This is a genomic window from Streptomyces sp. NPDC031100 (assembly GCF_055570785.1).
In genome coordinates, this window is the sequence record NZ_JBVIGN010000001.1 from 319,882 (window position 1) to 341,590 (window position 21,709).

General features: G+C 72.7%; 26 protein-coding genes. 9 read left to right on the top strand and 17 right to left on the bottom strand.

Annotated elements, in window-relative coordinates; translation table 11 throughout:
• Positions 1-59: 59 nt before the first annotated feature.
• Positions 60-791 carry a VIT1/CCC1 transporter family protein gene (locus tag ACZ5DS_RS01465; RefSeq protein WP_468232821.1) on the bottom strand — a complete coding sequence of 244 codons (732 nt, stop codon included), beginning with the start codon at positions 789-791 and terminating at the stop codon, positions 60-62.
• A gap of 271 nt (positions 792-1,062) precedes the next feature.
• On the opposite strand from ACZ5DS_RS01465, the gene ACZ5DS_RS01470 reads away from it, so the two are divergent.
• The 7 genes from ACZ5DS_RS01470 to ACZ5DS_RS01500 are packed head-to-tail and all read left to right on the top strand — an operon-like array spanning position 1,063 to position 8,703.
• A complete protein-coding gene (locus ACZ5DS_RS01470) occupies positions 1,063-2,148 on the top strand; it encodes an ADP-ribosylglycohydrolase family protein (RefSeq protein WP_468232823.1) in 1,086 nt (361 codons plus the stop codon).
• Positions 2,145-3,272, top strand: coding sequence for an ADP-ribosylglycohydrolase family protein (locus ACZ5DS_RS01475; protein WP_468232825.1), 1,128 nt, complete (start codon positions 2,145-2,147; stop codon positions 3,270-3,272). Before ACZ5DS_RS01470 ends, ACZ5DS_RS01475 begins: the two co-directional genes overlap by 4 nt.
• Positions 3,273-3,280: 8 nt before the next feature.
• The gene (locus ACZ5DS_RS01480) at positions 3,281-4,456 is read left to right on the top strand and encodes an ADP-ribosylglycohydrolase family protein (protein WP_468232827.1); all 1,176 of its coding nucleotides are present in this window, start codon (positions 3,281-3,283) and stop codon (positions 4,454-4,456) included.
• Positions 4,444-5,802, top strand: coding sequence for an ADP-ribosylglycohydrolase family protein (locus ACZ5DS_RS01485; RefSeq protein WP_468232829.1), 1,359 nt, complete (start codon positions 4,444-4,446; stop codon positions 5,800-5,802). Before ACZ5DS_RS01480 ends, ACZ5DS_RS01485 begins: the two co-directional genes overlap by 13 nt.
• Positions 5,799-6,692, top strand: coding sequence for a ribokinase (gene rbsK / locus ACZ5DS_RS01490; protein WP_468232831.1), 894 nt, complete (start codon positions 5,799-5,801; stop codon positions 6,690-6,692). The genes ACZ5DS_RS01485 and rbsK overlap by 4 nt, the downstream gene beginning before the upstream one ends.
• Positions 6,689-7,894: a CaiB/BaiF CoA transferase family protein gene (locus ACZ5DS_RS01495; protein WP_468232833.1), complete on the top strand. Its 1,206-nt coding sequence runs from the start codon at positions 6,689-6,691 to the stop codon at positions 7,892-7,894. Before rbsK ends, ACZ5DS_RS01495 begins: the two co-directional genes overlap by 4 nt.
• Positions 7,891-8,703, top strand: coding sequence for an HpcH/HpaI aldolase/citrate lyase family protein (locus tag ACZ5DS_RS01500; RefSeq protein WP_468232835.1), 813 nt, complete (start codon positions 7,891-7,893; stop codon positions 8,701-8,703). Before ACZ5DS_RS01495 ends, ACZ5DS_RS01500 begins: the two co-directional genes overlap by 4 nt.
• Before the next feature lie 66 nt (positions 8,704-8,769).
• Here ACZ5DS_RS01500 and lgt read toward each other — a convergent pair whose 3' ends face one another.
• From lgt to hisI, 11 genes are all read right to left on the bottom strand, one after another.
• The gene (gene lgt, locus ACZ5DS_RS01505) at positions 8,770-9,756 is read right to left on the bottom strand and encodes a prolipoprotein diacylglyceryl transferase (RefSeq protein ID WP_468232837.1); all 987 of its coding nucleotides are present in this window, start codon (positions 9,754-9,756) and stop codon (positions 8,770-8,772) included.
• A gap of 82 nt (positions 9,757-9,838) precedes the next feature.
• Positions 9,839-10,612, bottom strand: coding sequence for a DsbA family protein (locus tag ACZ5DS_RS01510; RefSeq protein WP_468232839.1), 774 nt, complete (start codon positions 10,610-10,612; stop codon positions 9,839-9,841).
• Positions 10,613-10,674: 62 nt separating this feature from the next.
• Positions 10,675-11,493 carry a tryptophan synthase subunit alpha gene (gene trpA, locus ACZ5DS_RS01515; RefSeq protein WP_468232841.1) on the bottom strand — a complete coding sequence of 273 codons (819 nt, stop codon included), beginning with the start codon at positions 11,491-11,493 and terminating at the stop codon, positions 10,675-10,677.
• Positions 11,490-12,773 carry a tryptophan synthase subunit beta gene (trpB, locus tag ACZ5DS_RS01520; protein ID WP_468232842.1) on the bottom strand — a complete coding sequence of 428 codons (1,284 nt, stop codon included), beginning with the start codon at positions 12,771-12,773 and terminating at the stop codon, positions 11,490-11,492. Before trpB ends, trpA begins: the two co-directional genes overlap by 4 nt.
• Positions 12,774-12,887: 114 nt before the next feature.
• Positions 12,888-13,082, bottom strand: coding sequence for a tryptophan biosynthesis modulator TrpM (gene trpM / locus ACZ5DS_RS01525; protein WP_468232844.1), 195 nt, complete (start codon positions 13,080-13,082; stop codon positions 12,888-12,890).
• Positions 13,083-13,103: 21 nt separating this feature from the next.
• A complete protein-coding gene (trpC, locus tag ACZ5DS_RS01530; RefSeq protein WP_468232846.1) occupies positions 13,104-13,913 on the bottom strand; it encodes an indole-3-glycerol phosphate synthase TrpC in 810 nt (269 codons plus the stop codon).
• Positions 13,914-14,056: 143 nt separating this feature from the next.
• On the bottom strand, positions 14,057-14,497 hold the full coding sequence (locus tag ACZ5DS_RS01535) for a DUF2752 domain-containing protein (RefSeq protein WP_468232848.1): 441 nt from the start codon (positions 14,495-14,497) through the stop codon (positions 14,057-14,059).
• A 95-nt stretch (positions 14,498-14,592) separates the two neighbouring features.
• Complete coding sequence (locus ACZ5DS_RS01540) at positions 14,593-14,853, bottom strand: HGxxPAAW family protein (RefSeq protein WP_468232850.1); 261 nt, start codon at positions 14,851-14,853, stop codon at positions 14,593-14,595.
• A 366-nt stretch (positions 14,854-15,219) separates the two neighbouring features.
• Positions 15,220-15,849 (bottom strand): TIGR02234 family membrane protein, encoded by a 630-nt coding sequence (locus tag ACZ5DS_RS01545; protein WP_468232852.1) that lies wholly within the window; start codon positions 15,847-15,849, stop codon positions 15,220-15,222.
• A 59-nt stretch (positions 15,850-15,908) separates the two neighbouring features.
• A complete protein-coding gene (locus ACZ5DS_RS01550) occupies positions 15,909-17,390 on the bottom strand; it encodes an anthranilate synthase component I (protein WP_468232853.1) in 1,482 nt (493 codons plus the stop codon).
• Positions 17,391-17,401: 11 nt separating this feature from the next.
• Positions 17,402-17,794 carry a phosphoribosyl-AMP cyclohydrolase gene (hisI, locus tag ACZ5DS_RS01555; RefSeq protein WP_468232855.1) on the bottom strand — a complete coding sequence of 131 codons (393 nt, stop codon included), beginning with the start codon at positions 17,792-17,794 and terminating at the stop codon, positions 17,402-17,404.
• A 113-nt stretch (positions 17,795-17,907) separates the two neighbouring features.
• Here hisI and ACZ5DS_RS01560 point away from each other — a divergent pair, with 113 nt between their 5' ends.
• A complete protein-coding gene (locus ACZ5DS_RS01560; protein ID WP_468232857.1) occupies positions 17,908-18,543 on the top strand; it encodes a TIGR03085 family metal-binding protein in 636 nt (211 codons plus the stop codon).
• A 10-nt stretch (positions 18,544-18,553) separates the two neighbouring features.
• Positions 18,554-18,961: a VOC family protein gene (locus ACZ5DS_RS01565; protein ID WP_468232858.1), complete on the top strand. Its 408-nt coding sequence runs from the start codon at positions 18,554-18,556 to the stop codon at positions 18,959-18,961.
• 61 nt (positions 18,962-19,022) lie between these two features.
• Here ACZ5DS_RS01565 and hisF read toward each other — a convergent pair whose 3' ends face one another.
• From hisF to ACZ5DS_RS01590, 5 genes are read right to left on the bottom strand one after another with little or no spacing between them, the layout of a single operon-like run.
• A complete protein-coding gene (gene hisF / locus ACZ5DS_RS01570; RefSeq protein ID WP_468232860.1) occupies positions 19,023-19,778 on the bottom strand; it encodes an imidazole glycerol phosphate synthase subunit HisF in 756 nt (251 codons plus the stop codon).
• Entirely contained in the window at positions 19,775-20,179 is a 405-nt protein-coding gene (locus tag ACZ5DS_RS01575) for a RidA family protein (RefSeq protein WP_468232862.1), read from the bottom strand. Before ACZ5DS_RS01575 ends, hisF begins: the two co-directional genes overlap by 4 nt.
• The gene (gene priA / locus ACZ5DS_RS01580) at positions 20,176-20,901 is read right to left on the bottom strand and encodes a bifunctional 1-(5-phosphoribosyl)-5-((5-phosphoribosylamino)methylideneamino)imidazole-4-carboxamide isomerase/phosphoribosylanthranilate isomerase PriA (protein WP_363213572.1); all 726 of its coding nucleotides are present in this window, start codon (positions 20,899-20,901) and stop codon (positions 20,176-20,178) included. The genes ACZ5DS_RS01575 and priA overlap by 4 nt, the downstream gene beginning before the upstream one ends.
• A gap of 3 nt (positions 20,902-20,904) precedes the next feature.
• Positions 20,905-21,546: an imidazole glycerol phosphate synthase subunit HisH gene (gene hisH, locus ACZ5DS_RS01585; protein ID WP_468232863.1), complete on the bottom strand. Its 642-nt coding sequence runs from the start codon at positions 21,544-21,546 to the stop codon at positions 20,905-20,907.
• Entirely contained in the window at positions 21,543-21,707 is a 165-nt protein-coding gene (locus ACZ5DS_RS01590) for a hypothetical protein (RefSeq protein WP_316753704.1), read from the bottom strand. Before ACZ5DS_RS01590 ends, hisH begins: the two co-directional genes overlap by 4 nt.
• Between the last annotated feature and the right edge of the window lie 2 nt (positions 21,708-21,709).

Sequence of the window (21,709 nt, forward strand, 5' to 3'; positions counted from 1 at the left end):
CATTCGAAACCAGCGAGTAACGGCTACTTATGCGGCCCAACGCATAGGTACCGGCGGCGCTATCCTACGGCCGTCCCGAACAGAGCGCCCAGGGCGTACGTCACACCGGCCGCCGCACCACCCAGCGCGAGCTGCCTGAGACCGCTGAACCACCAGGTCCGTGCGGTCACCTTGGCCACCACGGCACCGCAGCCGAACAGCCCCGCGAGCGCGAGCAGCACGGCCGGCCACAGGGCGGTCGCACCCAGCAGGTACGGCAGGACGGGCAGCAGGGCGCCGAGCGCGAACGAGCCGAAGGACGACACCGCAGCGACCAGCGGCGACGGCAGATCGCCGGGGTCGATGCCCAGTTCCTCGCGGGCGTGTATCTCCAGGGCCTGCTCAGGATCCTCGGACAGCTGCCGGGCGACTTCGCGGGCCAGCCGGGGCTCGACCCCGCGGGCCACGTACAGCGCGGCCAGCTCGGCCTCCTCGTCCTGGGGGTGCTTGCGCAGTTCGCGCCGCTCCACGTCGAGTTCCGCCTCGACGAGTTCGCGCTGCGAGGCGACGGAGGTGTACTCACCGGCCGCCATGGAGAAGGCACCGGCGGCGAGGCCCGCGAGCCCGGTGATGACGATCGTCTGGTGGCTGACGGATCCGCCCGCGACGCCGGTCATCAGGGCGAGGTTGGAGACCAGGCCGTCCATGGCACCGAAGACGGCGGGACGCAGCCAGCCGCCGTTGACATCCCGGTGCGTGTGGTTGTCGCGGTGCGCCTCGTGCAGCGCCGCCTCGGTTTCGATGATGGCCATGCGGGGTCCCCCAGGAAGCTTAGCCAAAGCTAACTTTGGACGAGTTCTACTTTTCGACAACACAGAACATACGCCGATAATTTCGCGGCCGCCAGCAAGGAAAGGCTGGGCTAACCTGCGCTTTTGCCTGTCACTGCTCATACGTGCTGATCTGCGCTCAGATGCCGACCGGGTGACACGACGTCCCCCGAGGCTCACGCGCGCCCCTCCCGTGGGACACATCCGCAAAGGTCCCCGTGACCCTCGTGGTCCCGTGAAGGAGAGGCCGCCCATGGCATCGATCGCCTGCACTCCCCCGGGCCCGGCGCCCGGGGACGCCGCCGGACTGCGCGAACGGGCCCGCGGCGCGCTGCTCGGCCTGGCCGTCGGCGATGCGCTCGGGGCGCCCGCGGAGAACCTGAAGCCGTCCGAGATCCGTACCCGCTGGGGCCGGATCACCGGGTACGTGACCGAGAAGCCGTGCGGCACGGACGACACCGAATACGCGATCTTCTCGGGGTTGCTGCTGGCCCGGCACGGCTCCGCGCTCACCCCCGCCCATGTCGAGGCCGCCTGGCACGAGTGGATCGCCGACCGGGCCGAGGGCCCCTTCCGGGGCGCGGGCTTCAGCGAGCGCGGCACGCTGGAGAACCTCCGCCGCGGTCTCGCGGCCCCCATCTCCGCCCAGCACCGCCACGCCTGGAGCGACGGCCTGGCCATGCGGGCGGCGCCCTTCGGCGTCTTCGCGGCGGGCCGCCCCGCCGAAGCGGCCCGTCTGGTGGCGATCGACGGCCTGGTCAGCCACGAGGGCGAGGGCATCTACGGCGGCCAGGCGGTCGCGGCGGGCGTGGCGGCGGCGATGGCGGGCGCATCGCCCGCGGTGGTGATCGCCTCGGCACTCGCCGTCGTCCCCGAGGACTCCTGGACCGCCCGCTCGCTGCGGCGCGCGGCGGCCGTGGCCCACCACGGCGAACGCGCGGTCCGCTCCGCGGTGGTCATCGGCGGCTACCCCTGGACCGACCTGGCCCCCGAAGCGGTCGCCCTCGCCTTCGGCGCGTACGCGGCGGCCGACGGCGACTTCCGCGAAGCGGTCCTCACGGCGGTCAACATGGGCCGCGACGCGGATACGACGGCGGCGGTGGCAGGCGCCCTCTCCGGCGCGACCCAGGGCATCTCGGCCATCCCGCCCGAGTGGGCCTCGGCCATCGGCCCGGCGAGGGGCCGCTGCCTGCCGTCCATGGCCGGCCATCACGTCCTGGACGTGGCGGAGCTGCTGGTACCTGAGGAGGGCGGGAAGTGGGGGGAGGGGGTGGTGGTGCAGGGGCTCACGGAGCTCGCCCTCACCGCCCCCCTCCAGGACAGCGAGCCCGTGTCGTGACGCGCCGTATCGAGGGGCTTCTGCTGGGCCTGGCCGCAGGGGACGCCGCCGGCTGGCCCGCCGCACGGCACCGCGCCGCGAGGATGCCCGAGTGGACCCGCCGCCTCACCCGCGAGCTGGACACCTTCGCCGAGCAGAACGCCACCACCACCCTCCCCGTACCGATCGCGCTCAACCAGCCCCCCGAGCCCCTCCGCCTCGGCCCCTCCGACGACGCCGAGTGGGCGGCGTTCGCCGCGGAAGCGGTCCTGCGGGCCGGCGACGACGACGTACTGGGCGACCTCAGCCGGGAACGCCGTATGCGCGCCGCCATCGACCTCACCTGGACCGCCGTGGCCTCCGAGGTCGCCGCGGCGGCGGAACGCGCCCCCGAGATCGAGTCCGCCGTCCTCCCCCTGCGCGCCCGCATCTCCGTCCGCGCCGGCCTCGGCAACCTCGCCGCCGGCCTGCGCCCGCCCGCCACCGGTCACGACAACCCGCACTACTTCGACGACGCCGCCTGCGTCCGCGCCTGCGTCCTCGCGGTGGCCCACCCCGGCGACCCCCGACGCGCCGCCGACCTCGCTGAGTTCGACGCCCGCTACACCCAGGACGGCGACGGCGTGCACGGCGCCCGGGCGATGGCGGCGGCCCTCGCCCTCGCCCTCACCGGTGCGGACACGGATACCTGCGTGGCGGCCGCGCTCGCCGAACTCCCCGCGGAGACGGAGATCGGCCGCAACACCCGCCACGCCCTCGTCCTGGCCGAGGCGAGCACCGAGGACAACGAGTCGGCCTTCGCCCTCGTCCCGCTCCTGGAACACCAGATCGTCGACCACGTCTACAGCTACGGCATCGCCGCCGCCGAGACCGTCCCCGTCGCGCTCGCCCTGGCCACGGCCGCGCGGGGCCGTATCGCCGAGGCCGTCCCCGCCGCCGCATGCCTGTCCCGGGTCGCCGACTCCGCCCCCGCCCTGGTGGGCGCGCTCACCGGCGCCCTGGGCGGCGGCGCGGCCGTACCCGGCAGCTGGCGGGACGCCTGCCGCACCCTGTCCGGCTGCGCCCTCCCCCGCCTCACCGGCACCGACCTGGTGGAACTCGCCGGACTCCTGGAAGCCGCACAACGGGCCCGACCAGGAGGATGATTCGGGGCATGACGCCCATAGGAGAAGAAACCCGCGACGCCGGTCTGGACGAACGGATCACCGGAGCCCTGGTCGGAGCCGCCGTCGGCGACGCGCTCGGCGGCCCCGTCGAGGGCTACTCCCCCGACCAGATCACCGAGCGCCACGGCGGCCGCGTCCACGGCATCGTCGGCCCCTGGCACGGCGACGACTGGCGCACCGCCCGCCCCATCGCCCCGTACCACAAGGGTGACGGCCACGTCACCGACGACACCCTCATGACCCACGCGCTGGTCCGGGTCTACGCCCGCGTCCGCGACCACCTCGACGCGTACGCCGTCGCCGACCACCTGGTCCCGGACCTGATGACGAACCCGCGCTGGATCCCGGAACTGGAGGCCGAGGCGCTGCCGCTGCACCGCGTCTTCCTCGCCGAGAAGTGGCTCGTGGCACGGCTGGCGTACGGCCATGTGGACCCCCGGGAAGCGGGCGTCGGCAACATCGTCAACTGCGGCGCGGCGATGTACATGGCCCCCGTCGGCCTGGTCAACGCGGCCGACCCGGCCGGGGCGTACGCCGAGGCGCTGGACATCGCGGGCGCGCACCAGTCGTCGTACGGCCGTGAGGCCGCCGGAGTCTTCGCCGCGGCGGTCGCCGCCGCCACCACACCCGGCGCGACCCCGGACTCGGTGGTGGCCGCCTGTCTGTCCCTGGCGAAGGACGGCACGCGCACGGCGATCGAGAAGGTCTGCGAAGTGGCGCGCCGCCACGGCGACTTCGAGTCGGCCCTGGTCCCGCTCCGGGAAGCGGTGGCCCCGTACGACACCGTCGGCCCCGACTACCGGTCCCCCTCCCTCGGCGCCCGCCGCCCCTCCCGGCTGCACTCCATCGAGGAACTCCCCGTAGCGCTCGGCATGTTGCTGGTCTCCGGCGGCGACTTCCGCCAGGCGGTCCTGGGCGCGGTCAACTACGGCCGGGACTGCGACTCGATCGCCACGATGGCCGGCGCGCTCGCGGGTGCCCTGGGGTCCCCGGTGCCCGAGGACTGGGCGAAGACGGTGGCGGAGGCGAGCCGCCTGGACCTGTGGGAGCCCGCCCGCGTCCTCACCGAGGTCACCCGCGAGATCTTCGCACGGGACGTACGCCGCCGACGCGCCCACGAGCGGGCCTTCGCGGCGCTCGGAGGCACGGCATGCTCCGACTGACCTGGGTCCAGCCGGAGGACCTGCTGGGCCACGAACTGCGCCAGGCCCGCCTGGACGGCCGCGAGCCGTCGCGGATCGAGGCGAGGTGGCGGGCGGCCGGAGGCATGGAGGCCCCGGAGCGGGCGGGTGCCTCACCGGGCCGGGCGTCCCGCTACCTGCGTCTCCTGGCCGAGGACCTGCTGGACGAACTGGCCGACCTCCCGGGCACGTTGGCAGAGGACGAGCCGACAGAACTCGGGAAGATCAAGGCGGCCTGCCCGGACTGGCCGGCCCGGCACGACGCCTCCGGCTCGCCCCTCGCCCTCGAAGCCTCCTGGCTGGGCCGAGCCATCGGCTGCCTCCTCGGCAAACCCGTCGAAAAGCTCCCCCTGGACGGCATCCGCGCCCTCGCCGAGGCAACCGGCAACCGGCCCCTCTCCACCTGGTTCACGGCCCAAGGCGTCCCCGAGGACCTCCTCGCCCAGTACCCCTGGAACCGCCGCTCCGCCACGACCTCCCTCGCCGAGAACATCGACGGCATGCCCGAGGACGACGACCTCAACTACCCCCTCCTCAACCTCCTCCTGCTCCAGCGCCACGGAAAGGCCTTCACCACCACCGACGTGGCACAGCTCTGGCTGGACGAACTCCCGCCCGGCCGCGCCTTCACCGCCGAACGCATCGCCTTCCGCAACCTCCTCACCGGCATCGAACCCCCGCACACCGCCCGCCACCGCAACCCGTTCCGCGAATGGATCGGCGCCCTGATCCGCGCCGACGTGCACGGCTGGACCCACCCCGGCGACCCCGGGGCCGCCGCCGAGCAGGCCCACCGCGACGCGCTCCTCACCCACACCGCCAACGGCGTCTACGCGGCGATGTTCACCGCCGCCACCCTCGCCGCCGCGGCCACCGGCAGCCAGGACGTCCACGCCTGCCTGGACACCGGCCGCACGGTGGTCCCGCCCCGCTCCCGCCTGGCACGGGCGATCGACCACGCCCTCCGGTCGGCCAGGACGCACAAGGACTTCGACGACGTCGTGGACGAACTCCACGCCACCTACTCCGCCACCCACCACTGGGTCCACGCGATTCCCAACACCGCCCTGATCGTCGCCGCCCTCACCCACGCCGACGGCGACTTCACCGGCTCCGTCTGCCGTGCCGTGTCCGGCGGCTGGGACACCGACTCGGCCGGAGCGACCGCCGGCAGCATCGCCGGGCTCCTCGCCGGCTCCCCGGGCGCGCTCCCCGACCGCTGGCGGGCCCCGCTGAAGAACCGGCTCGCCACCACCGTCGCCGACTTCGACGGCACCGGCTTCGACACCCTCGCCCACCTCACGCACCTGGAGGCGACCCGACCATGACCCACATCGCCGTCCTCGGCAGCACGAACATGGACCTCGTCACCTACGTCACCAAGGCCCCCCAGCGCGGCGAGACCGTGACCGGGCGGGAGTTCCGTACGATCCCCGGCGGCAAGGGCGCCAACCAGGCGATCGCCGCGGCCCGCGCCGGCGCCACGGTCTCGATGATCGGCGCCGTCGGCAACGACGCCTTCGGCGTGCGCCTGCGCGACACCCTCGAACACTCCGGCGTGGACACCGACTTCCTGCGCACGGTCGAGGGCCCGTCCGGCACCGCGCACATCGTCGTGGACGACGAGGGCGGCAATTCCATCGTCGTCATCCCCGGCGCGAACGGCACCGTCGACCACCTCGTGCCCGGTGACGAGGGCGTCCTCGCCTCCGCCGACGCGCTGCTGCTCCAGCTGGAGATCCCGCTGGCCGCGGTCGTCGCCGGTGCGCAGGCCGCCCGCCGGCACGGCGTCCGTACGGTGCTCACCCCCGCCCCGGCCCAGCCGCTCCCGCGCGAACTCCTCGCCGCGACCGACCTGCTGGTCCCCAACGAGTACGAGGCGGTCACCCTCACCGGCCGCACCGACCCGCGGGAGGCGGCCGCCGCCCTGCTCGACCTGGTCCCGGAGGTCGTCGTCACGCTGGGCGCGACCGGCAGCCTGTACCTGGCCCGGGGCGCCGAACCGCTGGTGGTGCCCGCGCCCCAGGTGAAGGCCGTCGACTCCACCGGGGCGGGCGACACCTTCGTCGGCGCGCTCGCGGTGGCCCTCGCCGAGGAGAAACCGGTGCGCGAGGCCCTGTCCTGGGCGGCCGCCGCGGCCGCCCTGTCGGTGCAGCGGGAGGGGGCATCGGCGTCGATGCCGTACCGCCCGGAGATCGAGGCGCAGTACACGGCATGAGTACTCCCGTGAACACCCCGCAGCCCCTCGACGGCCTGCGGGTCCTCGACCTGGCCACCCTGTTCGCCGGCCCGATGGCCGCCACCCTGCTCGGCGACTTCGGCGCCGAGGTGATCAAGGTCGAGCATCCGCACCGGCCCGACCCGGTCCGGGGGCACGGGCCGGCGAAGCACGGCATCGGCCTGTGGTGGAAGGTGCTGGGCCGCAACAAGCGCGCCATCACCCTCGACCTGTCCACACCCGGCGGCCGCGCGACCCTGCTCCGGCTCGCCGCCACCGCCGACGTGGTGATCGAGAACTTCCGCCCGGGCACCCTGGAGAAGTGGGGCCTGGGCTGGACGGAGCTGTCCGCCGCGAACCGGCGGCTGGTCCTCACCCGGGTCACGGCCTTCGGCCAGTTCGGCCCGTATGCGCACCGGCCCGGCTTCGGCACCCTCGCCGAGGCGATGAGCGGCTTCGCGGCCCTCACCGGCGAGCCGGACGCGCCGCCCACGCTCCCACCGTTCGGCCTCGCGGACTCGGTCGCGGGCCTGGCCACGGCGTACGGCGTGCTGACCGCCCTGGCCGCCCGTGACCGGACCGGCGAGGGGCAGGTCGTGGACATGGCGATCATCGAACCGATCCTCGCCGTCCTCGGCCCCCAGACCACCTGGTACGACCAGCTCGGCCATGTGCAGGAACGCACTGGCAACCGGTCCGCGAACAACGCCCCGCGCAACACCTACCGGACCGCCGACGGCCTCTGGGTCGCCGTCTCCACCTCCGCGCAGTCGGTGGCGGAGCGGGTGCTGCGGCTGGTGGGCCGCCCTGAGCTGATCGAGGAGCCGTGGTTCGCCACGGGCGCGAGCCGGGCCGCGCACGCCGACGTGCTGGACGAGGCGGTGGGCTCCTGGATCGCGGCCCGCGGCCGCGCCGAGGTCCTGGCGGCCTTCGAGAAGGCGGACGCGGCCATCGCGCCGGTCCAGGACGTACGGGATGTCCTGGCGGACCCCCAGTACCAGGCCCTCGACACGGTCACCACCGTCGCCGACCCGGAGCTGGGGCCGCTGCGCATGCAGAACGTCCTGTTCCGGCTGTCGGCCACGCCCGGCGCGATCCGCTGGGCCGGCCGCCGGCACGGCGCCGACACGGACGAGGTCCTCACCGAGCTGGGTCTCACCCCGGCCGACCTGCGCGCCCTGCGCGAGGAGGGCGCCCTGTGACGCCGTTCCCGCTCACCTGGCTCTACGTCCCCGGCGACCGCCCGCAGGTCGTGACCAAGGCGCTGGCCGCCGGGGCCGACGTGGTGGTGATCGACCTGGAGGACGCCGTCGCCCCCGACCGCAAGGAGTACGCCCGCGCGGCCACCGCCGAGCGCCTGCGTGAACCGCAGCCGGTCGCGGTCCACGTCCGCGTCAACGCACCCGACGGCCCCTGGGCGGCCGCCGACCTCACCGCCCTGGCCACGCTGCCGGGCCTGTCCGGGCTACGGCTCCCGAAGGTGACGTCCCCGGACCAGATCAGGCAGGTCGCCGAGGCCGCTCCCGTCCCCCTGTACGCCCTCCTGGAATCGGCCTTGGGCATCGAGCACGCCTACGGCATCGCCACCGCCCACCCGTCCCTGCGGGGCGTCTCCCTGGGCGAGGCCGATCTCCGCGCCGACCTGGGCGTACGGGCCGACGCGGGCCTCGACTGGCCGCGCTCCCGCGTGGTCGTCGCCGCCCGCGCGGCAGGTCTCGCACCGCCGGCCCAGTCCGTCCACCCCGACATCCGCGACCTGGACGGTCTGGCCGCGTCCTGCGCCCGTGGCCGCACCCTCGGCTTCCTGGGCCGCGCGGCGATCCATCCGCGGCAGCTGCCGGTGATCGAGCGGGCCTACCTCCCCACACCGGCGGAGATCGAGGAGTCGGAAACGATCATCAAGGCGGCAGCGGTGAACGAGGGCGCCCAGGCCCTCCCCGACGGCCGCTTCATCGACGCGGCGGTCGTGGCGGCGGCGCAGCGCACCTTGTCCCTGGCGCGCAGATGCTGAGTCCCGTACGCAGAGGGGCCCGCCCGGAAGAACTCCGGGCGGGCCCCTGAGGCGTGCAGCAGGTCGTCAGCTCTTCTTGGTCGCCGACTCGGCCTCGTCCTGCGCAGGGTCCTGCGTCTCGCTCTGCTCGGGCTCCGTCTGCGCGGAGTCGGAGGAGTCCGGCGCCTCCTGCGGCTGCTCCGAGTCCGCGGAGTCCTGCGGCTCGCGCTCGCCGCCCTCGGCAGGCACCTCACCGGCAGCGGCCGGCTCGACCACTGCCTCCCGGCCCGGCCGCTTCTTCGACGACACCACGATGTACGCCACCGCGAGCAGGAACACGATCAGCGCGGTCCAGTCGTTGAGGCGCAGGCCCAGGATGTGGTGGGCGTCGTCGACGCGCATGTACTCGATCCAGCCGCGGCCCACGCAGTAGGCGGCGACGTACAGGGCGAACGCCCGGCCGTGGCCCAGCTTGAAGCGGCGGTCGGCCCAGATGACCAGCAGGGCGACACCGATGCACCACAGCGACTCGTACAGGAAGGTCGGGTGGTAGTAGCCCGGCACCCGGCCGCCCTCGGAGGAGGTGATGTGCAGGGCCCACGGGACATGCGTCTCGCGCCCGTACAGCTCCTGGTTGAACCAGTTGCCCCAGCGGCCGATGGCCTGCGCGAAGGCGATGCCGGGCGCGACGGCGTCGGCGTACGCGGGCAGCGGGATGCCCCGGCGCCGCGCACCGATCCACGCACCGAGCGCACCCAGCGCGATCGCGCCCCAGATGCCCAGGCCGCCCTCCCACACCTTGAAGGCGTCCACCCAGTCACGGCCGTCGCTGAAGTACAGCTCGTAGTCCGTGATCACGTGGTAGAGCCGGCCGCCGACGAGGCCGAAGGGCACAGCCCAGACCGCGATGTCGGCAACCGTGCCGGACCGCCCGCCCCGGGCGATCCAGCGCTTGTTGCCGAGCCAGACGGCGACGAACACGCCGATGATGATGCAGAAGGCGTAACCGCGCAGCGGAATGGGCCCGAGGTAGAGCACCCCGTGCGACGGGCTGGGAATGTAGGCAAGGTTCATGGCAAGGTCGACGCTACCGTGCCGGGCCGGTGGGGCGGCAAGCGGCCCGGCAACGGGTCCATAACGGGGACGTGAGAAATGCTTACCCCTGGTTCGCCTGCTCCACCATCTGCTTCAGCTTCGCCGGGGTCATCGTCTGGTCCTGGTAGATGTTCTTGCCGTTGAACAGCACGGTGGGCGTGCCGGAGAAGCCGCCGGACTGGAAGGCCTTGTGGGACTTGTTCACCCAGCTGTCATGGGTGCCTGCCTTGGCGCACTTCTGGAAGGCCGGGGTGTCGAGGCCGTTCACCTTGCCGGCCAGCTGGATCAGCTTGCCGTTGTCCGCGAAGGCGTCGTCGGTCTCCTTGGGCTGGTTCGCGTACAGCGCGTCGTGGTAGTCGCGGAACTTTCCGGCGTCCTGGGCGCAGGCGGCGGCGTTGGCCGCGCGCAGGGAGCCGGTGCCGCCGAGGTTGCCGTCGATCAGCCGGACCAGGTGGTACTCGATTCTGAGCTTGCCCGCGTCCTCCAGCTCGTGGAGCGTGGGCCGGTACACCGTCTCGAAGGCCTGGCAGGCCGGGCAGCGGAAGTCCTCCCAGACCGTGAGCGTCGCCTTGGCGCCGTCCTTGCCGACCGGGATGGCGAGGCTGTCCTTGCCCTGTGCGCCCGAGGGCGCCACCACCGGACCCGAGCTGCTTTTCTTCTCCTTGCCCGCGTTCGCGGCGAGCACGCCGATCACCGCCGCAAGCCCCAGGACGCAGACGACGCTCGCGCTCACGATCAGCGTGCGCCGTCGCTTCTCCGCGGACTTCTGCTTCTCGCGCTCGACCGCCAGCCGCTCGCGGGCGGTGCGCTTTCCGTCACGGTTCTTCTCGCTCACACCCCCAGAACGAACCGGGGAGGCGCAGCGCGCCTCCCCGGCCTGAGGTCCACCCGTTCGGACTACGCCTGTCCGCGTACGCCCTTCGCCAGCTCACCGGCCAGCTCGCGCGCCGCTGCGATGCCCGAGGCGTGGTCCGGGGCGTCCAGCATCCGCTTCACGAACGCCGAGCCGACGATGACACCGTCGGCGAAACCGGCGACCTCGGCGGCCTGGGCCGCGTTGGAGACGCCGAGGCCGACGCAGACCGGCAGCGGGGAGCCGGTGGCCCGGGTCCGCCCGACCAGGTCCTCGGCCTGCGCGCCGACGGACTCGCGGGTGCCGGTGACGCCCATCAGCGAGGCCGCGTAGACGAAACCGCTGCCCGCGGCGGTGATCCGGGCGAGCCGCTCGTCCTTGCTGCTGGGGGCGACGACGAAGACGGTGGCGAGACCGTGCTTCTCCGCGTGCTCCCGCCACAGGGCCGACTCCTGGACCGGCAGGTCGGGCAGGATGCAGCCCGCGCCGCCGGCTTCGGCCAGCTCGGCGGTGAAGCGCTCGACGCCGTAGCGGTCGATGGGGTTCCAGTACGTCATCACGAGCACCGGCTTCCCGGTGGCCTCGTGGGCCTCACGGACCGTCCGCATGACGTCCGCGATCCGGACCCCGCCGCGCAGGGCGATGTCGTCGGCGGTCTGGATGACCGGGCCGTCGAGGACCGGGTCGCTGTGCGGCAGGCCGACCTCGACGACGTCGGCGCCGCCGTCGAACACGGCCTTGATCGCCTCGATGCCGCCGTCCACGGTCGGGAAGCCGGCCGGGAGGTAGGCGATGAGCGCGGACCGGCCCTCCGCCTTGGCGGCGGCGAGGGTGTCCGTCAACAGCTGGATGTTGCCGCTCACTTGGCGTCCCCCTCGATCTCGGCGGTGTCGGCTTCGTTGGCGGCCACCTCGGCGTCGGTGTCGTAGAGGCCGAAGTACCGTGCCGCGGTGTCCATGTCCTTGTCGCCGCGGCCGGACAGGTTGACCACGATCAGCCCGTCCCTGCCCAGCTCCTTGCCGACCTCCAGGGCGCCGGCGAGGGCGTGGGCGCTCTCGATGGCCGGGATGATGCCCTCGGTGCGCGACAGCAGGCGCAGGGCCTGCATGGCGGCGTCGTCGGTGACCGCGCGGTACTCGCCGCGGCCGGTGTCCTTGAGGTAGGAGTGCTCGGGCCCGATGCCCGGGTAGTCCAGACCGGCCGAGATGGAGTACGGCTCGGTGATCTGGCCCTCGTCGTCCTGCAGGACGTACGACCGGGAGCCGTGCAGGATGCCGGGCTCGCCCGCGGTCAGGGTGGCCGCGTGCTCGCCGGTCTCCACGCCGTGCCCGGCCGGCTCGCAGCCGATCAGGCGGACGGACGCGTCCGGGATGAAGGCGTGGAAGAGGCCGATGGCGTTGGAGCCGCCGCCGACGCAGGCGATGGCGGCGTCGGGCAGCCGGCCCGCGCGCTCCAGGATCTGCCGACGGGCCTCCACGCCGATGACGCGGTGGAAGTCGCGGACCATCGCCGGGAAGGGGTGGGGCCCGGCGACCGTCCCGAACAGGTAGTGGGTGTGGTCGACGTTGGCGACCCAGTCCCGGAACGCCTCGTTGATGGCGTCCTTCAGCGTGCGGCTGCCGGACTTCACGGCGACGACCTCGGCGCCGAGCATGCGCATCCGGGCCACGTTGAGGGCCTGGCGCTGGGTGTCGACCTCGCCCATGTAGATGGTGCAGTCGAGGCCGAAGAGGGCGCAGGCGGTGGCCGTCGCGACGCCGTGCTGGCCCGCGCCGGTCTCCGCGATGACGCGGGTCTTGCCCATGCGCCTGGTGAGCAGGGCCTGGCCGAGAACGTTGTTGATCTTGTGGGACCCGGTGTGGTTCAGGTCCTCGCGCTTGAGGAACACCCGGGCACCACCGGCGTGTTCGGCGAACCTCGGCACCTCGGTCAGTGCGCTGGGGCGGCCGGTGTAGTGGACCATCAGGTCGTCGAGTTCGCGGGCGAACTCCGGGTCGGCCTTGGCCTTGTCGTACTCGACGGCGACCTCGTCCACGGCGGCGACGAGGGCCTCCGGGATGAACTTTCCGCCGAACGCGCCGAAGTAGCCCTCGGCGGTGGGGACTTGACCCTCCGGGTCGGGGATGAAGAAGTTGCTGGGCATGCGAAAACCTCACGGTGAGATTGTGAAAAGACACGAATCGCCGTGGGGGCGGGGATTTTCAGTCGGCTGCCGGACCACTGTGGCTGGTCGCGCCCACGCGGCGGAGCCGCATACTCAACTCTGCCCCGCGCCCCTACAGGCCGGCTGCTGCCATCGCATGCCGTTCACCTGCCCCGGTTCGTCGCCGATGACGTACCGCACCCGTCGGCCGTGCACCCGGCGTGCGGGCGCGCGGCAGCCACGCGGGCGGCAGCCGCGCGCCAGGCGGGCGTACCGGTCCGTGGTCGTGGCGGGGGTCGTCGGAGTCATCGGGGCAAGCCTAGCGGGTGATCAGCCCCGGCCGTGTCGCAGTGCGGGGTGCTCGCCCGCTGCGACCAGGTCGGAGACCGCCGTCTTCGGGTCCTTGCCGGTGACCAGGGACTCGCCGACCAGGACCGCGTCGGCGCCGGCGTTGGCGTAGGCGATGAGGTCGTGCGGGCCGCGGACGCCGGACTCGGCGACCTTGACGATGCCCTCGGGGATCTCCGGGGCGACCCGCTCGAACGTGCCGCGGTCGACCTCCAGCGTCTTCAGGTTGCGCGCGTTGACGCCGATGATCTTGGCGCCCGCGGCCACGGCCCGCTCGACCTCGTCCTCGTCGTGCACCTCGACGAGCGGGGTGAGTCCGATGGAGACGGCGCGCTCGATCAGCGACTCGAGGGCCGGCTGGTCCAGGGCGGCGACGATGAGCAGCGCGAGGTCGGCGCCGTACGCCCGGGCCTCCCACAGCTGGTAGGACGTGACGATGAAGTCCTTGCGCAGGACCGGGATGTCCACGCGGGCGCGGACGGCCTCCAGGTCCGCCAGCGAGCCGCCGAAGCGGCGCTGTTCGGTGAGGACCGAGATGACGGCGGCGCCGCCTGCCTCGTAGTCCGCCGCGAGCCCGGCCGGGTCGGCGATCGCGGCCAGCGCGCCCTTGGAGGGGCTGGAGCGCTTGACCTCGCAGATCACCTTGACGCCGTCGCCCTTGAGCGCGGCCACCCCGTCCTTGGCGGCCGGGGCCTTCGCCGCACGCTCCTTGAGCTCGTCGAGGCTGACGCGTGCCTGCCGCTCCGCGAGGTCGGCACGGACTCCGTCGATGATCTCGTCGAGCACACTCACGCGAGCGGCCCCCTTTCAGACGGTTGTTCCAGTTGTTCCTTCGGGTGGTGAAAACCCTTGGTCACAACGATGGTATCCGCAGCTCCACGAACGCCCCGCATCCGAGCCCTTCCGGTCCCACAACCTGGACATTCGCGAGACGGTCAAGGATGCAGCAGGCCGCCGCCCGGCAGGTTCCGGACGACGGTGAACACCAGCAGCACCGCGCCGATGCCCCACATCTGCACCCGCCCTAGTTCGATCCGTACCGGCCGGCCGCGCACCGCGCGGACCACCCAGACGGTCCACAGCACGGCGAAACCCAGGTAGGCGGCCACGCCCGCCGCGTTGTCCTGCAGGGCGGTGAGGAAGTCGCCGTGGACGAAGGCGTGCGCGCTGCGCAGTCCGCCGCAGCCGGGGCAGTACAGGCCGGTGATGCGGTACAGGGGGCACACCGGGTAGTGGCCGGGCTCGTTGGGGTCGACCGTGCCGACGTAGGCGAAGGCACCGGCAACGGCCGCGAGCAGGCCGGCCGGGACGGCGAGCCGGCCCCACAGGGCCGGGGTCGGGGCGGTGCGCGGGGCGCTGCGGCTGTCGGCGTTCACGCTGGCATTCTGCCCGGCACGCCCCGCTCATGCGCGCGAGGGGCGGCCCGTCCCCTCTGCGGGGTCGGGCCGCCCCTCGTGGGACGCGGTGATGCTCAGGCGTCGGCGCCGGCCGGCTCGCGGGTCGCGGCGGGGGCCACGTGCGTGACCGCGAGTGCCTGCTGCTTCGGCTGGCCGAGGCCCATGGCGCGCATGGCGGCGCCCACGACGCCACCGAGGACCACGATCGCCATGCCGGCCCAGAAGCCGACCGGCTGGGCCATCACCATGAAGGCGCCCGCTACGCAGAAACCGATGAAGGCGATGGTGACGCCGGTCCAGGCGGCCGGGGTGTGACCGTGGCTGCTGCCCGCCATGACTTGCTCCTCGTTGCTGTATGTCCTAGTCCGAGCCGGACGCTCGTCGTCCATTGTCCCGTACGCGCACGCGCGGCGGACGTGGGGGTGGCGTCTGGTTCGCCACATCCGGCGAAGATCAACGGGGTACGGCTCAGAGCCTGTGTCATATCCCCGGTCGGATCAGCGCGCGGCGTCTGGTGCGTGCGATCGCAAGGCGCCGGAGCGCCCTCGATGGGGGTGCCCCCGCGCGAGCGAAGCCGAGCGTGGGCGAGGAGCCACGTGGGTGGTTCGGCAACGCGGCTGGGGGTCCCCCCCACGCCCTTAAGGCAGTGGGGGAGTGCGTGCCAGACGCCGCGCGCCCGGCCGGGGATATGACACAGGCTCTCAGGCGCCGGTCGGGTCCTCGCCGCGGTCCAGGGCCTTCCAGATCTCCTCGGGACGCTCGGGGTCCGCCGGGCGGGCCCTGCGCCGCGGGCGGTCGGCCCCGCGCTCGTAGCGGCCGGACATGGCGGGCCACAGGCGGCCGTAGCGCAGGGCGAGCAGCCCGGCGAGCAGGATCAGCACACCGCCGACGGCCGCCACGTACGGCCAGCCGGTGTGGCTGAGGGAGTGGACCGTGGCCGAGGCGTCGCCGGTGGCCTGCGCGGCCTTCTCGTCCAGCGCGGAGCTGTCGGAGCCCTCCACGAGGGCGGCGGCGACGATGCCCGCGCCGGAGAGCGCCAGCAGGGCGGCGACGATGTGGCGGCCGGCCTTGCGGACGGCGAAGACGGCGACGAGCGCGGCGAGGCCCACTATGGCGAGGGCCGCCGGGACGCCCGTGACGTCGCTGCCCTTGGCGGTCAGCGGGAACGCTCCGCCGGCCACCGTGGCGGTGCCCTCCGACCAGCGCTGCCGGGTCGCGAGCAGCGTCACGGCCGCGCCGAGCGCACCGCACAGCAGGGCGAGGGCAAGGCTCCGCCGGCCGGACCGGGCGGGTCCGGCCGCTTCGGAGGGAGGGTGAGGGACGGCAGTCATGTACTCCACTATCGCCTTAACCCCGGGCGAACCCTCACCCGGGGTTCATCTCAGGCCGGTCAGGCCCTTTCGAGGCGGTTGGCCGTGTGCACCGCCCGCAGGACCGCCGCCGCCTTGTTGCGGCACTCCTGGTCCTCGGCGACCGGGTCGGAGTCGGCGACGATGCCCGCGCCGGCCTGCACATAGGCCGTGCCGTCCCGGAGCAGGGCCGTACGGATGGCGATGGCCGTGTCGGAGTCGCCGGCGAAGTCGAGGTAGCCGACGCAGCCGCCGTACAGGCCGCGCCGGGAGGGTTCGAGTTCGTCGATGATCTGCATGGCGCGGGGCTTGGGGGCGCCGGAGAGGGTGCCCGCCGGGAAGCAGGCCGTCAGCACGTCGAAGGCCGTACGGCCCTGCGCGACCCTGCCGGTGACCGTGGACACGATGTGCATGACGTGCGAGTAGCGCTCGATGGACATGAAGTCCACGACCTCCACCGAGCCGGGTTCGCAGACCCGGCCGAGGTCGTTGCGCCCGAGGTCGACCAGCATCAGGTGCTCGGCGCGCTCCTTGGGGTCGGCGAGCAGCTCCTCGGCGAGGGCCTGGTCCTCCTGCGGGGTGGCGCCGCGGTGCCGGGTGCCGGCGATGGGGTGGACCATCGCGCGCCCGTCCTCCACCTTGACCAGCGCCTCGGGGGACGAGCCGACGACGTCGAAGCCGTCGAAGCGGAAGAGGTACATGTACGGCGACGGGTTGGTCGCCCGCAGGACCCGGTACACGTCCAGGGCGCTCGCCGTGAGCGGGGTCTCGAAGCGCTGGGAGGGCACGACCTGGAAGGCCTCGCCCGCGCGGATGCGCTCCTTGACGTCCTCCACGGCCGCCTGGAAGTCGGGGCCGCCCCACAGGGCGGTGTACTCGGGCAGTTCGGAGGGCGGGAGGTGGGCCGGGGGCTGGGCGACCGGGCGGGAGAGGTCCGCCTCCATGGCGTCCAGGCGGGCCACGGCGTCCGCGTAGGCCTCGTCGACGCCCGTGTCGAGGTCGTTGTGGTTGATCGCGTTGGCGATCAGCAGGACCGAGCCCTCCCAGTGGTCCATGACGGCGAGGTCGCTGGTGAGGAGCATGGTCAGCTCGGGCAGCTGCAGGTCGTCGCGTTCGCCGGGGCCGATCTTCTCCAGGCGGCGGACGATGTCGTAGCCGAGGTAGCCGACCATGCCGCCGGTGAAGGGCGGCAGGCCCTCCTGGTGCGGGGTGTGCAGGGCCTGGAGGGTGGCGCGCAGGGCGGCGAGCGGATCGCCGGAGGTGGGCACGCCCACGGGCGGGCTGCCGAGCCAGTGGGCCTCGCCGTCCCGGGCGGTGAGGGTCGCGTCCGAGCGCACGCCCACGAAGGAGTAGCGGGACCAGGAGCGGCCGTTCTCCGCGGACTCCAGCAGGAAGGTGCCGGTGCGCTCGGCGGCGAGCTTGCGGTAGAGCGCGACCGGGGTGTCGCCGTCGGCGAGGAGCTTGCGCGTGACCGGGATGACGCGCCGGTCGGTGGCGAGCTTGCGGAAGGTCTCGAGGTCCATGGCGGCTGACCTTACTGATCCGTGGCCGGTACGCCGGAATCGGCGTCCTTGAACAGCACGTCCGCGTCGAAGCAGGTGCGGTCGCCGGTGTGGCAGGCGGCACCCACCTGGTCGACCTTCACCAGCACGGTGTCGGCGTCGCAGTCCAGGGCGACCGACTTCACCCACTGGACGTGGCCCGAGGTGTCGCCCTTGACCCAGTACTCCTGGCGGCTGCGCGACCAGTAGGTGCAGCGGCCCGTGGTGAGCGTGCGGTGCAGCGCCTCGTCGTCCATCCAGCCGAGCATCAGCACCTCACCGGTGTCGTACTGCTGGGCGATGGCCGGGAGGAGTCCGTCGGGGCTGCGCTTCAGGCGCGCGGCGATCTCGGGGTCCAGGCTGCTGGGCGGAGGCGTACTGGTCATGGGTGCCATTGTGCCGCGCGGCACTGACAGTGACGGTCCGTGTCCAGTGATTGAACGCGGTGGCGGTCGGGCGACGGGTGGGCGGACCCACTGTGTGGTCGTAGGCTGACCGTATGTCGACCTTCGCCCAGCGTGAACGGCTTCTGCTCGCCGACCTCTTGGAGACCACCGGGCCGGACGCCCCGACCCTCTGCGAGGGATGGCGGACCCGCGATCTCGCCGCGCACGTGGTGGTGCGGGAGCGGCGGCCGGACGCGGCCGGGGGCACGCTGATCAAGCAGCTCGCGCCGCGGCTGGAGAAGGTGATGGCCGAGTACGCCGCGAAGCCGTACGAGGAGCTGATCCAGCTGATCCGTACCGGCCCGCCGCGTTTCTCGCCCTTCCAGCTCAAGCAGATCGACGAGGCAGCCAACATCGTGGAGTTCTACGTCCACACGGAGGACGTCCGCCGTGCCCAGCCGGACTGGACGCCGCGCGAGCTCGACCCCGTCTTCCAGGAGTCGCTGTGGTCCCGTCTGGAGCGCACCGCCCGCCTGGTGGGCCGGGGGGCGCCGACGGGTGTGGTCCTCAGGCGTCCGGACGGCCAGACGGCCGTCGCCCACCGGGGCACGCCCGTGGTGACGGTGACGGGCGAGCCGTCGGAGCTGCTGATGTTCGCGTTCGGCCGGCAGAGCGCGGCGAAGGTCGAGCTGGAGGGCGACGAGAACGCGATCGCCAAGCTGCACGAGTCGAAGCAGTTGGGCATCTGAGAGGCGCCTCATGATCAAGGTCGCGATGACCGGTGTGTTCGTGGACGACGTGGCGAAGGCGCACGCCTTCTACACGGACGTCCTCGGCTTCGAGACGCGCACTCATCTGGACCTGGGCGACGGCACGCTGTTCGTCACGGTCGGCGCGCCGGGCGGGGCCCAGCGCGACCTCCAGTTGCTGCTGGAGCCCGGCAGCGGGCCCATCGCGGAGCCGTACCGCCGGGCCCTGTACGAGGCGGGGATCCCGTGCATCGTCTTCTCGGTGGACGACATCCAGGCGGAGTACAAGCGGCTGGTGAACCGCGGTGTGCGCTTCACGCACGAGCCGCAGGAGCAGGGTCCGGTGATCGCGGCCGTGCTGGACGACACGGTCGGCAACCTGATCCAGCTGACACAGCCCAAGCCGCACCACGGCTGACCTGCATGACGCCTCGAACCAGTGCCCCAACAGGCAACGTTCGCCCCGTCGCGACGGGGCACTAGCGAACGGGATGCCCCGCCTCCCGCAGCGTCTGCTTCACCTCGCCGATGCGCAGATCCCCGAAGTGGAACACCGACGCCGCGAGGACCGCGTCCGCGCCCGCCTCGATGGCCGGCGGGAAGTCCGCCAGCTTGCCCGCGCCGCCCGAGGCGATCACCGGGACCGTGACGTGCTTGCGGACGGCCGCGATCATCTCCAGGTCGTAGCCGTCCTTGGTGCCGTCCGCGTCCATGGAGTTGAGCAGGATCTCGCCCGCGCCCAGGTCCGCGGCCCGGTGCGCCCACTCGACGGCGTCGATGCCGGTGCCGCGGCGGCCGCCGTGCGTGGTCACCTCGAACGAACCCGACTCGGTGCGGCGCGCGTCCACCGACAGCACCAGTACCTGGCGGCCGAAGCGCTCGGCGATCTCGCGGATCAGGTCGGGGCGGGCGATCGCGGCCGTGTTCACGCCCACCTTGTCCGCGCCGGCCCGCAGCAGCTTGTCCACGTCCTCGGCCGTGCGGACGCCGCCGCCGACCGTCAGCGGGATGAACACCTGCTCCGCGGTGCGGCGCACCACGTCGTACGTCGTCTCCCGGTTGCCGGAGGACGCGGTGATGTCCAGGAACGTCAGCTCGTCGGCGCCCTCGGCGTCGTACACCTTGGCCATCTCGACGGGGTCGCCCGCGTCGCGCAGGTTCTGGAAGTTGACGCCCTTGACGACCCGGCCGTTGTCCACGTCCAGGCAGGGGATGACTCGGACCGCCAGGGTCATGAGTTCACGGCTCCTCTGAATGCCTCTAGTTCCACTTCGACCAGGATGCGCGGGTCGACGAAGCCCTCCACGACCAGCAGGGTGGAAGCGGGCCGCACCGCGTCGAAGAGGTCCTTGTGGGCCCGGCCCGCCTCGTCGACGTCCCGCGCATGGGTCAGGTACATCCGCGTGCGGATCACGGACTCGATACCGAGCCCGAACTCCGCGATCGCCTCCAGTGCGCTGGTGAACGCCACCTTGGCCTGCTCGTACGGGTCGCCCTCCCCGTACAGCACACGGCCGCGGAAGGACGTCGTACCCGCCACCAGCACCCGGTCACCCGCCGCCACGGCGCGCGCGAACCCGAAGCTCTCCTCCCAGGGACTTCCGCTCTGCACGCGCCGCACGGCATCGGACGTCATGACGACACTGCCTCCAGTGCTTCTTCCAAGGTGAACGCCTTGGCGTACAGGGCCTTCCCGACGATGGACCCCTCGACACCGAGGGGTACCAGCTCGGCGATCGCGCGGAGGTCGTCCAGCGACGACACGCCGCCGGAGGCCACGACCGGGCGGTCGGTCGCGGCGCAGACGTTCTTCAGCAGCTCCAGGTTCGGGCCCTGGAGGGTGCCGTCCTTGGCGATGTCGGTGACGACGTAGCGCGCGCAGCCCTCCTTGTCGAGGCGCTCCAGCGTCTCGTAGAGGTCGCCGCCGTCGCGGGTCCAGCCGCGGCCGCGCAGGGTCGTGCCGCGCACGTCCAGGCCGACCGCGATCTTGTCGCCGTGCTCGGCGATGACCTTGGCGACCCACTCGGGGGTCTCCAGGGCGGCGGTGCCGAGGTTCACCCGGGTGCAGCCGGTGGCCAGGGCGGCCGCCAGAGAAGCGTCGTCGCGGATGCCGCCGGACAGCTCCACCTTGATGTCCATCGCCCTGGCGACCTCGGCGATCAGCTCGCGGTTGTCGCCGGTGCCGAAGGCCGCGTCCAGGTCGACCAGGTGCAGCCACTCGGCGCCGGAGCGCTGCCAGGCGAGGGCGGCCTCCAGCGGGGAGCCGTAGGAGGTCTCGGTCCCGGACTCGCCGTGCACGAGGCGGACGGCCTGGCCGTCGCGGACGTCGACGGCGGGGAGGAGTTCGAGCTTGGCCATGGTCTACAGGGTTCCGATCCAGTTGGTGAGGAGCTGGGCGCCGGCGTCGCCGGACTTCTCGGGGTGGAACTGGGTGGCCCACAGGGCGCCGTTCTCCACGGCCGCCACGAACGGCTTGCCGTGGGTCGACCAGGTGACCTTGGGGGCCGCGATCAGCGGGTTGTGGACCTCCAGGGCCCAGTCGTGGACCGCGTAGGAGTGCACGAAGTAGAAGCGGGCGTCCGCGTCCAGGCCGGCGAACAGCTCCGAGTCGGCCGGGGCGTCGACGGTGTTCCAGCCCATGTGGGGCACGATGTCGGCCTGGAGCGGCTCCACCGTGCCGGGCCACTCGTCCAGGCCCTCGGCCTCCACGCCGTGCTCGATGCCGCGCGCGAAAAGGATCTGCATGCCGACGCAGATGCCCATCACCGGGCGCCCGCCGGACAGCCGGCGGTCGATGATCCAGTCACCGCGGGCCCCGCGCAGCCCCTGCATACAGGCGGCGAAGGCGCCGACGCCCGGGACCAGCAGGCCGTCGGCGTTCATCGCCTGGTCGAAGTCGCGCGTGATCTCGACGTCGGCTCCCACGCGCGCGAGGGCGCGTTCGGCGGAGCGGACGTTGCCGAAGCCGTAGTCAAAGACGACTACTCGCTTGGAAGCGCTCAATTCCACACCTCCAGCCGCAGGACGCCCGCGACGAGGCACATGGCCGCGCCGATGGAGAGCAGCACGATCAGGCTCGTGGGCATCTTCTGCTTGACGAAGGAAATGATGCCGCCGACGAGGAAGAGGCCGACGACGATCAGGACCGTGGACAGACCGTTCATGG

What these genes read in the sequence shown, in the direction of transcription:
- ACZ5DS_RS01465 (WP_468232821.1), bottom strand. Translation starts at nt 791, where the DNA reads ATGGCCATCATCGAAACCGAGGCGGCGCTGCACGAGGCGCACCGCGAC.
- ACZ5DS_RS01470 (WP_468232823.1), top strand. Translation starts at nt 1,063, where the DNA reads ATGGCATCGATCGCCTGCACTCCCCCGGGCCCGGCGCCCGGGGACGCC.
- ACZ5DS_RS01480 (WP_468232827.1), top strand. Translation starts at nt 3,281, where the DNA reads ATGACGCCCATAGGAGAAGAAACCCGCGACGCCGGTCTGGACGAACGG.
- ACZ5DS_RS01485 (WP_468232829.1), top strand. Translation starts at nt 4,444, where the DNA reads ATGCTCCGACTGACCTGGGTCCAGCCGGAGGACCTGCTGGGCCACGAA.
- rbsK (WP_468232831.1), top strand. Translation starts at nt 5,799, where the DNA reads ATGACCCACATCGCCGTCCTCGGCAGCACGAACATGGACCTCGTCACC.
- ACZ5DS_RS01495 (WP_468232833.1), top strand. Translation starts at nt 6,689, where the DNA reads ATGAGTACTCCCGTGAACACCCCGCAGCCCCTCGACGGCCTGCGGGTC.
- lgt (WP_468232837.1), bottom strand. Translation starts at nt 9,756, where the DNA reads ATGAACCTTGCCTACATTCCCAGCCCGTCGCACGGGGTGCTCTACCTC.
- trpB (WP_468232842.1), bottom strand. Translation starts at nt 12,773, where the DNA reads ATGCCCAGCAACTTCTTCATCCCCGACCCGGAGGGTCAAGTCCCCACC.
- trpM (WP_468232844.1), bottom strand. Translation starts at nt 13,082, where the DNA reads ATGACTCCGACGACCCCCGCCACGACCACGGACCGGTACGCCCGCCTG.
- ACZ5DS_RS01540 (WP_468232850.1), bottom strand. Translation starts at nt 14,853, where the DNA reads ATGGCGGGCAGCAGCCACGGTCACACCCCGGCCGCCTGGACCGGCGTC.
- ACZ5DS_RS01545 (WP_468232852.1), bottom strand. Translation starts at nt 15,849, where the DNA reads ATGACTGCCGTCCCTCACCCTCCCTCCGAAGCGGCCGGACCCGCCCGG.
- ACZ5DS_RS01550 (WP_468232853.1), bottom strand. Translation starts at nt 17,390, where the DNA reads ATGGACCTCGAGACCTTCCGCAAGCTCGCCACCGACCGGCGCGTCATC.
- hisI (WP_468232855.1), bottom strand. Translation starts at nt 17,794, where the DNA reads ATGACCAGTACGCCTCCGCCCAGCAGCCTGGACCCCGAGATCGCCGCG.
- ACZ5DS_RS01560 (WP_468232857.1), top strand. Translation starts at nt 17,908, where the DNA reads ATGTCGACCTTCGCCCAGCGTGAACGGCTTCTGCTCGCCGACCTCTTG.
- ACZ5DS_RS01565 (WP_468232858.1), top strand. Translation starts at nt 18,554, where the DNA reads ATGATCAAGGTCGCGATGACCGGTGTGTTCGTGGACGACGTGGCGAAG.
- hisF (WP_468232860.1), bottom strand. Translation starts at nt 19,778, where the DNA reads ATGACCCTGGCGGTCCGAGTCATCCCCTGCCTGGACGTGGACAACGGC.
- ACZ5DS_RS01575 (WP_468232862.1), bottom strand. Translation starts at nt 20,179, where the DNA reads ATGACGTCCGATGCCGTGCGGCGCGTGCAGAGCGGAAGTCCCTGGGAG.
- priA (WP_363213572.1), bottom strand. Translation starts at nt 20,901, where the DNA reads ATGGCCAAGCTCGAACTCCTCCCCGCCGTCGACGTCCGCGACGGCCAG.
- ACZ5DS_RS01590 (WP_316753704.1), bottom strand. Translation starts at nt 21,707, where the DNA reads ATGAACGGTCTGTCCACGGTCCTGATCGTCGTCGGCCTCTTCCTCGTC.